12 protein-coding genes are annotated in these 12,411 nt (G+C 63.4%); 8 read left to right on the forward strand and 4 right to left on the reverse strand.

Going from position 1 to position 12,411, the window contains the following annotated elements; all coding sequences use genetic code 11:
• Position 1: 1 nt before the first annotated feature.
• The 3 genes from dnaQ to C5689_RS01515 are packed head-to-tail and all read right to left on the reverse strand — an operon-like array spanning position 2 to position 2,013.
• Positions 2-742: a DNA polymerase III subunit epsilon gene (gene dnaQ, locus C5689_RS01505; protein ID WP_108915475.1), complete on the reverse strand. Its 741-nt coding sequence runs from the start codon at positions 740-742 to the stop codon at positions 2-4.
• A 21-nt stretch (positions 743-763) separates the two neighbouring features.
• Positions 764-1,384, reverse strand: a complete 621-nt coding sequence (gene coaE, locus C5689_RS01510; RefSeq protein ID WP_108915476.1) for a dephospho-CoA kinase — start codon at positions 1,382-1,384, stop codon at positions 764-766.
• The gene (locus tag C5689_RS01515; RefSeq protein ID WP_280176401.1) at positions 1,381-2,013 is read right to left on the reverse strand and encodes a Maf family protein; all 633 of its coding nucleotides are present in this window, start codon (positions 2,011-2,013) and stop codon (positions 1,381-1,383) included. Before C5689_RS01515 ends, coaE begins: the two co-directional genes overlap by 4 nt.
• A gap of 470 nt (positions 2,014-2,483) precedes the next feature.
• On the opposite strand from C5689_RS01515, the gene hemE reads away from it, so the two are divergent.
• The 8 genes from hemE to C5689_RS01555 all read left to right on the forward strand — a co-directional run bounded on the left by hemE (position 2,484) and on the right by C5689_RS01555 (position 11,417).
• A complete protein-coding gene (gene hemE / locus C5689_RS01520; RefSeq protein ID WP_108915478.1) occupies positions 2,484-3,521 on the forward strand; it encodes a uroporphyrinogen decarboxylase in 1,038 nt (345 codons plus the stop codon).
• A gap of 4 nt (positions 3,522-3,525) precedes the next feature.
• Positions 3,526-3,945, forward strand: coding sequence for a protoporphyrinogen oxidase HemJ (hemJ, locus tag C5689_RS01525; protein ID WP_108915479.1), 420 nt, complete (start codon positions 3,526-3,528; stop codon positions 3,943-3,945).
• Positions 3,946-4,175: 230 nt separating this feature from the next.
• The gene (gene rho / locus C5689_RS01530) at positions 4,176-5,444 is read left to right on the forward strand and encodes a transcription termination factor Rho (protein ID WP_108915480.1); all 1,269 of its coding nucleotides are present in this window, start codon (positions 4,176-4,178) and stop codon (positions 5,442-5,444) included.
• 367 nt (positions 5,445-5,811) lie between these two features.
• Entirely contained in the window at positions 5,812-7,116 is a 1,305-nt protein-coding gene (mnmE, locus tag C5689_RS01535; protein ID WP_108915481.1) for a tRNA uridine-5-carboxymethylaminomethyl(34) synthesis GTPase MnmE, read from the forward strand.
• Positions 7,116-9,005 (forward strand): tRNA uridine-5-carboxymethylaminomethyl(34) synthesis enzyme MnmG, encoded by a 1,890-nt coding sequence (gene mnmG, locus C5689_RS01540; protein WP_108915482.1) that lies wholly within the window; start codon positions 7,116-7,118, stop codon positions 9,003-9,005. Before mnmE ends, mnmG begins: the two co-directional genes overlap by 1 nt.
• 8 nt (positions 9,006-9,013) lie before the next feature.
• Positions 9,014-9,664, forward strand: coding sequence for a 16S rRNA (guanine(527)-N(7))-methyltransferase RsmG (gene rsmG / locus C5689_RS01545; RefSeq protein WP_108915623.1), 651 nt, complete (start codon positions 9,014-9,016; stop codon positions 9,662-9,664).
• A 1-nt stretch (position 9,665) separates the two neighbouring features.
• Complete coding sequence (locus C5689_RS01550; protein ID WP_108915483.1) at positions 9,666-10,484, forward strand: ParA family protein; 819 nt, start codon at positions 9,666-9,668, stop codon at positions 10,482-10,484.
• Between the two features lie 57 nt (positions 10,485-10,541).
• The gene (locus C5689_RS01555) at positions 10,542-11,417 is read left to right on the forward strand and encodes a ParB/RepB/Spo0J family partition protein (protein ID WP_108915484.1); all 876 of its coding nucleotides are present in this window, start codon (positions 10,542-10,544) and stop codon (positions 11,415-11,417) included.
• A gap of 174 nt (positions 11,418-11,591) precedes the next feature.
• Here C5689_RS01555 and C5689_RS01560 read toward each other — a convergent pair whose 3' ends face one another.
• Positions 11,592-12,308 carry an MgtC/SapB family protein gene (locus C5689_RS01560; RefSeq protein WP_108915485.1) on the reverse strand — a complete coding sequence of 239 codons (717 nt, stop codon included), beginning with the start codon at positions 12,306-12,308 and terminating at the stop codon, positions 11,592-11,594.
• Positions 12,309-12,411: the final 103 nt, after the last annotated feature.

The raw sequence follows: 12,411 nt of genomic DNA on the forward strand, positions 1-12,411 counted from the left end.
CTCAGGCTCGCTTCTCTATTCCCGAGGCAAATCCCGCCTCCATCTCTTCCGGCTGCGCGAAATAGCGCAGCCACATCGGCTCCTTGCCCAGCTTGGCGATGAAGGCCTCATGGGCGGCGCGCTCCGCCTCGGTGAGCAGCGGCGCGAGCTTTTGCGGACGGCTGCGCAGCAATTCGCCGCCGCCCGCTTCCGCCAGAGTCGCAGCGTCCGCTTGCAATATCAGCGCGGATTGGCGGCCGCCCATCAGCTCCGCATAGACTTCCGCCAGCAGGCCGGCGTCCAGCAGCGCGCCATGCTTGTCGCGGCGCGTGAGATCGACGCCATAACGCTGGCAGAGCGCGTCCAGCGTGTTGGAGGCGCCCGGATGCCGGCGGCGGGCGAGGGTCAGCGTATCGACGACGCGATCGAAGGGGATCGCCTCCATCCCCAACAGGCCGAGCTCGAAATTGACGAAGCGCATGTCGAATTCGGCATTGTGCGCGACGAGGGCGGCGTCGCCGACGAATTCGAGAAAGCTCTGCGCGATTTCGCGAAATTTCTTCTGGCCGGTGAGAAAGGCCGAGGAGAGGCCATGCACGCGAAACGCCTCCTCCGGCATGTCGCGTTCTGGATCGAGATAGAAATGGAACGTGCGGCCGGAAGGGATCAGATTGGAGATCTCGACGGCGCCGATCTCGACGATGCGATGACCTTTGGTCGGGTCGAGACCGGTCGTCTCCGTGTCGAAGACGATCTCACGCATTGCTCGCCTCTCTCGAAAGGATCAGCGCGACGGCTCTCGCCGCGCCAGCTCCTCGAGAATTAGCCGAACTTCCCGCCGAGCGGAATCCAAACCGCGCTCGCTATGCACCACGAAATCGGCGCCGGCGCGCTTTTCGGCGTCCGGCGTCTGCTTGGCGAGAATAGCCGCGAATTTTTCCTCCGTCATGCCGGGACGCGCGAGCACGCGCGAACGCTGGACGTCCGGCGGGGCGGAGACGACGACGACGGCATCGACATCCTTTTGCGCGCCGATTTCGAAGAGCAGCGGAATGTCGAAGACGACGAAACGCTCGCCGGCGCGGCGGCAATCCTCTAGGAATTCGTCGCGGCCGGCGGCGACGAGCGGATGCACCAATGCTTCGAGACGGCGGAGCGCCTCCGAATCGCCGAGCACGCGGGCGGCGAGGCGGGCGCGATCGACGACGCCGTCGACAGTGGTTCCGGGAAACATCTCTTCTATGCGCGCCGCTGCGGGACCACGATAAATTTCATGTACGGCGCGATCGGAATCATAGACGGGGACGCCTTCGGCGCGGAAGAGATCGGCGGTTGTCGATTTGCCCATGCCGATCGAGCCGGTGAGGCCGATGACGAGAGGGCGGGTCGAGGTTTCGGCCTTCATGAGAGAAGCGCGCCTTCACGGCGGAGCGCCGCGAGCAAGGGCAGCATCGGCAATCCGACGATCGTCCAATGATCCCCGGCGACGCACTCGAAGAGATGCACGCCGAGACCTTCGATCTGATAGGCGCCGGCGCTGGTCGTCGCTTCCTCGGCGACGCTGTCGAGATAGCGGGCGAGAAACTCGCTCGAAACGGCGCGCATCGTCAAATCCGCATGGGCGAGGGTTTCGAAGATTATGTGTCCGTCGCGCGCTAGGGCGATCGCGGAATGCAGGCGATGAGTGCGGCCGGACAGATAGCGCAGCTGCTCGGCGGCGGCGGCGACAGTCGCGGGCTTGCCGAATCGGCGGCCCTCGCAGCTCGCCACCTGATCGGCGCCGACGACCAGCGCGCCGGGCCGCGTGCGCGACACGAGCGAGGCCTTGTCGCGCGCCAATCGCGCAGCCACCGCGTCCGCGTCGCCGCCCGCCGCGACGACCTCCGTCTCGATGGCGCGCTCGTCGATCTCGGCCGGATGAATGAGAAAGGGGAGGCCGCTCTGCTCCAGCGCCATGCGTCGGCCTTTGCTCTTGGAGGCGAGAATCAGCGGCTCGGCGGCGAGCCAGAAAGCGGCGGAACCATCCTGCGACACCGAAGCCTCCTCCGCTTCGCAGCCCACAGCCCGAGCGCGATCACGGGCATTATGGGGAAAAATAGCGCCGCCGACCGGAGGCGTGTGGACAGCTGCGCATATCGTGGCGCGCCGATCAACAGTCGTAAATCGGCGGGGGATAAACGTCAGCGCGGCCATTGGAAGGCTAGATTCTCCGCCATCAAAAGGACAGCATGTGGGAATCAGCGCGCAAGCATTTGTTCATAAATCATTTACCGTCTTGTCCACAAAGACGCCGGGAATCGCTCTACAGCTGTGCTCACGCTCCGTAACATGTGGATAAAAGGTTGACGAAAATTAACTTCCGTTAACGAACCGTCAATAAAATCAAAAAATCTCTTAAAGATTGAATTTTCTTTTTGTGTCGTTTTGGGTTAGCTCCAATGACAGGACGAGCGCCAGACGTCGCTTCCCCAACCGTTTCCCGACCTTGCCGGAGCCAAAGCGCAATGAGTGATCGTAAGCCGCTCCTCGATGTTCTACGCGGCGAAGCGCGCGCCATTCCGCCGATTTGGCTGATGCGGCAGGCTGGCCGTTATCTCCCGGAATATCAGGAGCTGCGCGCCAAGGCCGGCAGTTTTCTCGACACCTGCTACAATCCGCGGACGGCGGCGCGGATCACTTTGCAGCCGATCGAGCGCTTCGGCTTCGACGCGGCGATTTTGTTCAGCGATATTCTCGTCGTGCCGGACGCGCTGGGGCAGAAGGTCTGGTTCGAGTCGGGCCATGGCCCGCGGCTCGTTCCCCTCGAGAACGACAGCGACGTCGACGCGCTTTCGGGTAGCTTCGACATCGGCAAGCTCGCGCCCGTTTTCGAGACGATCGATCGGGTGAAGGGCGAGCTGCCGAGCTCTGTGGCCTTCATCGGCTTTTGTGGCGCGCCTTGGACGGTTGCGAGCTATATGATCGCCGGCCGCGGCACGCCGGATCAGGCGCCGGCGCGGCTCTTCGCCTATCGCCGGCCGGAGGCTTTCGCGCGGCTCATCGATATATTGGTCGAAGCCTCGGTCGCTTATCTCATTCGGCAGATCGACGCCGGCGTCGAGACGCTACAGATTTTCGACAGCTGGGCGGGCGTGCTGCCGCCGCAGGAATTCGAGCGCTGGGTGGCGGCGCCGCTGAAAAAGATCATCGACAAGGTGAAGGAAGCCCGTCCTGGCGTTCCGATCATCGCTTTCGCGCGTGGCGGGGCGACGCATCTGCCGCGTCTCGCGGAAACGCTCGGCGCCGACGCGCTGGGGCTGGATACGGCGATCGATCCCGTTTGGGCGGCGAAGCATATTCCCGCCGGGCCGGCGCTACAGGGAAATCTCGATCCGCTCGCTCTTCTCGCCGGCGGAGCGGCGCTCGATCGCGAGATCGATTCGATCTTGCGGAGCTTCGCGGGGCGCCCGCATATTTTCAACCTGGGCCACGGCGTTTTGCCGGAGACCCCGCTAGAGCATGTCTCGCAATTGATCGAGCGCGTTCGCAGAGCAGGAAATTGACGTCATGTATCTCTGGATCAAAGCTCTACATGTGATCGCCATTATCGGCTGGATGGCGGGGCTGCTCTATCTGCCGCGGCTCTTCGTCTATCACACGGAAGTCGGGCAGGGTGCGCCCTCGGCCTTGTTCAAGAAGATGGAGCGCCGGCTCGCTCTCTACATCATGGCGCCGATGATGATCGTTGCTTGGGCGGCGGGACTGGCGCTGATCTATTTCGGCTCCTTTCATGGAGCCGGCTGGCTGCACGCGAAACTGGCGCTCGTCGTGCTGCTCACCGGCGTCCACTTTTATTTCGGCGTGACGCAGCGCGCTTTCGAGCGCGACGAGAATCGCAGGCCGGCGCGATTCTTTCGATTCATCAATGAGGTTCCGACGCTGCTGATGATCGGCATCGTCATATTGGTGATCGTCAAGCCGTTCTGAAGACAGGGGGTTTTCCCCGTCCTTCACGCAAATGTCATAGGTTTCGGGCGGATGGCTTGCGTTTCCGCCCGAAAGGGATTAATTGCTGAGTCACTCACCTCAAGGCAGATCGTCGTTTCACGCGACAGCCGGATCAAAACCGGCGCACCGGGGCATCGGCTCCGCATCCCTTCTGCCCATCCCGCGCCCTAGCCCGCGTTTCATCCGAATATCGTCGAGGATTGTCCCAAATGGGGGAAATCAAGCTTCAGGACCTGAAGTCCAAATCGGCCGCCGAATTGCTCGCCTTCGCAGAGGAGCATGAGGTCGAGGGCGCGTCGCTCATGCGGCGCCAGGAACTGCTCTTTGCAATATTGAAGCAATTCGCCGGTCGCGACGTCGAGATCGTCGGCGAAGGCGTCGTCGAAGTGCTGCAGGACGGCTTCGCTTTCCTGCGTTCGCCAGACGCCAATTATCTCGCCGGCCCAGACGATATTTATGTGTCGCCCTCGCAGATTCGCCGTTTCGGCCTGCGCACCGGCGACACGGTCGAGGGCATGATCCGCAGCCCCAAGGAGGGCGAGCGTTATTTCGCGCTTCTCAAGGTCAATTCGATCAATTTCGAAGATCCGGAGAAGGTGCGGCACAAGGTCCCCTTCGACAATCTGACGCCGCTCTATCCCGATGAGCGTTTGAAGCTCGAGATCGACGATCCGACGCGCAAGGACCTTTCCGCCCGCGTCATCGATCTCGTCGCGCCGATCGGCAAGGGCCAGCGCGCTCTGGTCGTCGCGCCGCCGCGCACCGGCAAGACCGTGCTGTTGCAGAATATCGCGCAGTCGATCACCACCAATCATCCCGAGTGCTATCTGATCGTTCTGCTGATCGACGAGCGCCCGGAAGAAGTGACCGATATGCAGCGCTCGGTGAAGGGCGAGGTGGTCTCCTCCACCTTCGATGAGCCGGCGGTGCGCCATGTGCAGGTCGCCGAAATGGTGATCGAGAAAGCCAAGCGCCTCGTCGAGCATCGCCGCGATGTGGTGATCCTGCTCGATTCGATCACCCGTCTCGGCCGCGCCTACAACACGGTCGTCCCGTCCTCCGGCAAGGTGCTGACCGGTGGTGTGGACGCCAATGCTCTGCAGCGGCCGAAGCGCTTCTTCGGCGCCGCGCGCAATATCGAGGAAGGCGGCTCGCTGACCATCATCGCCACGGCGCTGATCGACACCGGCTCGCGCATGGACGAGGTGATTTTCGAGGAGTTCAAGGGAACGGGCAATTCGGAGATTATTCTCGATCGCAAGGTCTCCGACAAGCGCGTCTTCCCGGCGATCGATATCACCCGCTCCGGCACCCGCAAGGAAGAGCTGCTGGTGCCCTCCGACATACTCAAAAAGATGTATGTGCTACGCCGCATCCTCAATCCGATGGGCACGGTGGACGCCATCGAATTCCTGCTCGGCAAGCTTCGCGAGACGCCGAAGGGCAACGCCAGCTTCTTCGATTCGATGAACACCTGAGGCGAGGCCCGCGGACGCGCTGTCCGAGGGCTCCCGCATTTCGGGAGAATAAGGCCGAGCCTCTGTCGCTCGGCCTTTGCTTTTGGTGGGGCCTGAACAGAAAAGCATGTCGCCGCCAGGCAATCGGGTGAAGGATAAAATCCCCGACCCTCGTCCCTGAGGAGCCGCCGCAGGCGGCGTCTCGAAGGACGTTTGCGGGCGGAAATCTCGGGATTCTCGCCGTGGCCGTCCTTCGAGACGCCCGCTTCGCGGGCTCCTCGGGACGAGGGTTCGGAATATCGTCCCTCACCTGATCGCCCTGATGTCGCGCTATCTCCCGCGCTGAAATTCGCGTAGAGCGATCCGGTGTTCCGTCGGATGTGCAGCTATGTCGATTGAAACGATCTTTGCCTCGGCCACAGGGGCGGGGCGCGCGGCGATCGCGGTGATTCGGCTGTCCGGCCCGATAGTCGGCGCTGTGTTGGAGCGGATCGCAGGACGGCTTCCCGAGCCGAGATCGGCGCATTATGCGCGTCTCGCCGACCCGCGAAGCGGCGAGACGATCGATCGCGGCCTCATTCTCTATTTTCCGGCGCCCAATTCCCCGACGGGCGAGGATTACGCCGAATTGCAGATTCACGGCGGCCGCGCAGTGATGCGCGCGGTTCTGACGGCTCTGAGCGCGTTTTCGGGCCTGCGGGAAGCGCAGCCGGGAGAGTTTGCGCGGCGCAGCCTCGCCAATGGCAAAATGGATCTGTCGCAGGTCGAAGGCCTCGCCGATCTCATCGAGGCGGAGACGGAGTGTCAGCGCCGTCAGGCGATCCGGGCGCTGGGCGGGGCTTTGCGCAAGCAGGTCGAGAGCTGGCGCGAGATTCTGATCCGCGCCCTGGCTTTGGTGGAGGCGGAGCTCGATTTCTCTGACGAAGGCGATGTGTTCGAGCCGGCGACCGCGCTCCATCCTCTGCTCGCGCCTCTGCTCGAGGACATGTCGGCCGTATTGGCGAATGGCGCGGCGAGCGAACGGCTCCGCGATGGTTTCGTCGTGCTGCTGCTCGGCCAGCCGAATGCGGGGAAATCGACGCTGCTCAACGCGCTGGCGCGGCGCGACGTCGCGATCGTCTCCCCGGTTCCCGGAACGACGCGCGACATGATCGAGGTTCATCTCGATCTCGGCGGCGTTCCGGTGACTTTGGTCGATACGGCCGGCCTGCGTGAGGCGAAGGACGAGATCGAACGTATCGGGGTCGAGCGGACGCGGGCGCGAATCGCCGAGGCCGATCTGCTGCTCTGGCTCTCCGAAAAAGGGGCGGACGCTCCCGAATTGGCGGCCGCCGAGGGGGCGGAGCTCATTCGCGTCGCGACCAAGGCGGATTTGGGGAATTGCACATCAGATGACCTTGCAATTTCTGCTCGAACAGGGTTTGGAATAGAGCGACTCCTGGATGAAATGGCGGCGCGCGCCAGGCAGCGGCTGGGCGATGGCTCGACGGCTGTGCTGACGCGCGAGCGGCATCGGCGGCTCATTCAGGAGGCGAGAGATGCGATCGAGGCAAGCCTCGATCTAGGTAAGCCGCTCGAATTCGTCGCAGACGATCTGCGCGTCACGGGCCGCGCGCTCGGGCGGATCGTCGGCGCCGTCGATGTCGAGGATGTGCTGGATGCGATTTTCTCGCAATTTTGCATCGGCAAATGATGTTTCACGTGAAACAGGATAGCAGGACCGAGGACGGGAAATTGAGTCGAGTGGCCTATGACGTGATCGTGATCGGCGGCGGCCATGCCGGCTGCGAGGCGGCCGCTGCGGCTGCGCGTCGGGGCGCGCGCACAGCGCTCGTCACCCATTCTCGCGCGACGATCGGCGCCATGTCCTGCAATCCGGCGATCGGCGGGCTCGGCAAGGGCCAGCTCGTTCGCGAGATCGACGCGCTGGACGGGCTCATGGGCCGCGTCGCCGACGCCGCCGGAATCCAGTTTCGCCTGCTCAATCGCTCCAAGGGCCCGGCGGTGCGCGGCCCGCGCGCCCAGGCCGATCGCAAGCTCTATCGCGCCGCGATGCAAGAAGCGATCGCCGAGGTCGCAAATTTCGACGTCATCGAAGGCTCGGCCGAAGGTTTGGATGTCCAGCAGGGACGTGTCGTCGGCGTGACCCTGGATGGCGCGACGTTCGCCGCCGGCGCTGTGGTGGTGACGACCGGCACTTTCTTGAACGGCGTCATTCATATCGGCGCAACGCAATATTCGGCGGGGCGGATGGGCGAGCGCCCGTCGCTCGGCCTCGCCGAGAATTTGCGCAGCATGGGCTTTGCGACGAGCCGGCTCAAGACCGGAACGCCGCCGCGCCTCGACGGCCGCACGATCGACTGGGCCCGTCTCGAGGAACAAAAGGGTGACGAGACGCCGGAGCCTTTCTCCTATCTGACGACATCGATCGCCAATCCGCAGATCGCCTGCCATATCACCCGCACCAACGCCGCCGCGCATAAGGTCATTCTCGACAATCTCGAGCATTCGCCGATGCGCAGCGGCGCGATCTCCGGGCCCGGCCCGCGCTATTGTCCTTCGATCGAGGATAAGGTCACGCGCTTCGGCGACCGCGACGCCCATCAGATTTTTCTCGAGCCGGAAGGGCTCGACGACGACACTGTCTATCCCAATGGGATTTCGACCTCGCTGCCGGAAGAGGTCCAGCGCGCTTTCATCCAAAAGATCGAGGGGCTCGAAAACACGCGCATTTTGCGGCCGGGCTATGCGATCGAATATGATTTCATAGATCCGCGCGAGCTCGACGCCACTCTGGAAACAAAGCGTGTCCGAGGCCTGTTCTTCGGCGGTCAGATCAATGGCACGACAGGATATGAGGAGGCGGCGGCTCAGGGATTGGTCGCTGGACTCAACGCCGCCGCTCGAGCGGGCGGCGCGGCGGCGGTGGTCTTCGATCGCGCCGAGGCCTATCTCGGCGTGATGATCGACGATCTCGTCACCCGCGGCGTCAGCGAGCCCTATCGCATGTTCACCTCGCGCGCCGAATATCGACTGTCGCTGCGCGCGGACAATGCGGATGAGCGGTTGACGGGCAAGGGACTCGAGATCGGCTGTATCGGACGGGAGCGCGCGCGGGTTCATGAGGAACGGATGGCGCGGCTCGGCGGCGCGCGCACTCTGCTCCAGCAATTGTCTCTGACCTCGGCGGCGGCCGCCCGCGCCGGCCTGCCGATCAATCAGGATGGGCAGAGGCGCAGCGGCTATGCTCTGCTGTCCTTTCCGGGAATCGATCTGGCGCGGCTCGCATCGATTTGGCCGCAACTTCTCGAGATCGATTCGGAGACGGCGGCCCGGGTCGAGACCGACGCGCGCTACGCCGTTTATCTCGATCGGCAGAGCGCCGACATCGATTCCTATCGCCGAGACGAGCAGCTCGCTCTCCCCTCGACGCTCGACTATCGGGAAATCGGCGGTCTCTCCGCCGAGCTCTGCGCCAAACTGTCGGCGCTGCGTCCGCGCACGCTGGGACAGGCGCAGCGCATAGAGGGCGTCACTCCTGCCGCGCTCACCCTTTTGGCGGCGCGGGCGCGGCGCGGGTGATCGATAAAATGGGGGGGAAGCGAGAGGATCGCGTCAGCGATCGTGACAATGCGCTGCAAATCGCGCCGGCGCTGCGTCGCTATATTCGCGAATTCGAAATCTACGAATCGCTGCTGCGGAAATGGCAGAAGTCCATCAATCTCGTCGCCGGCGGCACGTTGGATGAATTATGGACCCGTCATTTCGCCGATTCGGCGCAGATCAGGGAGTTTTTTCCGAGCCTGGAAAACTGGGTCGATCTCGGCTCGGGCGCGGGATTTCCGGGCATGGTGCTGGCGATCTGCCTGAAGGATCGTCCGGGCGCCAAAGTGCATCTGATCGAAAGCGATCAGCGCAAGGCGGCGTTTCTGCGCGCTGTTTCACGTGAAACAGGGGCGGCGGCGGAAATTCACATCGGCCGAATCGAAAATGAATTGCCGCTCATCGCCGATTCATTGACCGGCGTCACGGCGCGCGCGCTCGCGCCTATGCCGCAATTAATCGAGTGGTCGCACGAACTTCTGTTGAAAAACGTCAAAGGCGTGTTTTTGAAGGGCGAAGATTGGGCTGCCGAATTGACCGGCTCGAGCGCCGCAGATAGTTTCCAGATCTGGACATTGCAGAGCCGCACGCATTCGTCCGGCCGCATTATCGCCCTTGCGCGGGATTTTGGAGCTTGACGTGACCGACGTTCCGCCGCCCCGAATTCTCGTCCTCGCCAATCAAAAGGGCGGCGTCGGCAAAACGACGACCGCCATTAATCTCGGCACGGCGCTCGCCGCCGTGGGCGAGACAGTGCTGGTCATCGACCTCGACCCGCAGGGGAACGCCTCCACCGGCCTCGGCGTCGACCGCAAGGCGCGCCGGATTTCGACCTATGACGTGCTGCTCGCGGAGAGCAGTCTCGCCGAGGCGATCGTCGCCACCGCCGTGCCGCGTCTCTCGATCGCGCCGTCGACGCTCGATCTGCTCGGCGTCGAGCTGGAAATCGCCGGCGATAAGGACCGCGCCTTTCGCCTGAAGCGCGCCGTGGCCGAGCTGATCGCGGCGGAACGCCATGAGCAGGCTCCGGCCTTCAGCTATGTTCTGATCGATTGCCCGCCCTCGCTCAATCTGCTGACCATCAATGCGCTCGCTTGCGCTGACGCGGTTCTCGTGCCGCTGCAATGCGAGTTCTTCGCGCTCGAAGGTCTGTCGCAGCTGCTGTCGACCGTGGATCAGGTGAAGCGCTCGCTAAATCCGCGGCTGTCGATCCATGGCATTGTTCTGACCATGTTCGATCCGCGCAATAATCTCGCGACCCAGGTCGTCGCCGATGTGCGCCGCTTCATGGGCGACAAGGTCTATGAGACGGTGATCCCGCGCAATGTGCGCGTGTCGGAAGCGCCGTCGCATGGCAAGCCGGTGCTGCTCTATGATCTCAAATGCAGCGGCAGCCAAGCCTATCTGAAGCTCGCTACGGAAGTCATTCAGCGCGAGAAGCAGCTGCGGGCAGCCTGAGGCAGGGTTTCGTCGCGCGCTGCGAGCGCGCCTCTCGTTTGAAGGACATCTCTCGAAATGGCCGAAGAAGCGACGCGCAGAAGATTGGGGCGGGGGCTGGCGGCTCTGATCGGCGATGCGGGCGAGGAAGCGCCGGCGGTGGAGCGCGCACGCGGCCAACGCCGGGCGCCGATCGAATTTCTGCGGCCCAATCCGCGCAATCCGCGCGTTTCTTTCCGCGAGGAGGAGCTCGCCGATCTCGCGGCCTCCATCCGCGAGAAGGGCATTATTCAGCCGATCGTCGTGCGCACAGTGCCCGGCGTCGCCGACGCTTATGAGATCATCGCCGGCGAGCGCCGCTGGCGCGCCGCCCAGCTCGCCAATCTCGCCGATGTGCCGATCATCGTGCATGAGGCGGATGACCGCGAGGCGCTCGAGCTGGCCATTATCGAGAATGTCCAGCGCGCCGATCTCAATGCGATCGAAGAGGCGCGCGGCTATGAACGGCTGGGCAAGGAGTTCGGCTATTCGCAAACCGATCTCGCCAAGATCATCGGCAAGAGCCGTTCGCATGTGGCCAATACGCTGCGGCTGCTCAATCTGCCGGAGGCGAGCCGTCGCCTGGTGACGGAAGGCGCGATTTCCGCCGGCCATGCGCGCGCGCTGCTCGCGGTGGACAATCCCGATTCGGTGGCGCGCCGCGTCGTCGAGGAGGGCCTCACCGTGCGCGACGTCGAGCGCCTCGCGCAGGAGGATTCCGGCGCCAAGCTGGAGACGAAGTCGCGCAAGCCGCGTGTCGAGAAGGACGCGGATACGGTGGCGATGGAAAAGCTGCTGACCGACGCGCTCGGCCTCTATGTCTCGATCCACCATCATGGCGAGAGCGGCGAATTGCGCATCCGCTATACGACGTTGGAGCAGCTCGACGGATTGTGCAGAAGATTGACGGGGTGAGGGGGAAGTCGTCGGCGCTCGAGAAGCTCTCGCCGGGAGACAATCCGTCGATGGTGGGCTCTTTCATATGATTTATCAGCCGTTTGGCGTGGATGGCCGGGACAAGCCCGGCCATGACGGCGATATTTCGTGACGTGTGAATCCGATAGCCTGCAAGCTATGGAATTCATTGTTTCACTCGCTCGTCTGCGCGGTCCAGCTCGCATGTTCGACGCCGGCGATCTTCTCGAGATCGGCGGCGACGGCGTCGAGTTCTTTGGGGTCGACGCTGGTCGAGGTCAATATTGCGATGAGCTCCACCTCCCCTTCGCCACGCTCCAATTCCTCGATTTCGCGCACCGGATAATCCGCCGCTTCGAGCTTCTCGACCAGCAGATCGCGCAAGGCGTCGCGTCGCGTTTGCGAGACAGTGACATGCAGACGGTAGATCGCCTCGGTGGCGCGCTCGTCGATCGGCGCGCGCTCGATGAGATGGACCAGCGGGCGCAGCAGCATATTGCCGGTCAGCGTGAAGATCGCCATCAATATCGCCTCCGCGGGGCGGTCGGCGCCGGAGAAGGCGCCCGTGACGGCCGAGCACCAGATGGTCGCGGCGGTGTTGAGCCCGCTGATGTTGGCGCCGTCCTTGATGATGACGCCGGCGCCCAGAAAGCCGACGCCGGAGGCGATATAGGCGAGCACCTGAGTGGCGCCGAGATTGCCGTTGAGCCGCATCCCCAGATCGACGAAGGCGGCTGCGCCGAGCGCGACCAGCGCATTGGTGCGCAACCCCGCAGTGCGTTGCCGATATTGCCGCTCGGCCCCGATCAGCGTGCCGAGAAGAAGCGCAACCAGAAGAGAAATCAAGGAATTGAGAAATTCCGGCGCGTTGAAGTTCGCAATGGCCGCCATTGTCCTGTCCGTGTCTTTGTCCGATAGGGCCCTCGCGCCGTCCATCGAATCAGAGTTGTCGATCTGTCACAGTTTCAGAGCATCGCGACAAATTTTACTCGCC

It is taken from the genome of Methylosinus sporium, from assembly GCF_003113265.1.
Classification (GTDB): domain Bacteria; phylum Pseudomonadota; class Alphaproteobacteria; order Rhizobiales; family Beijerinckiaceae; genus Methylosinus; species Methylosinus sporium.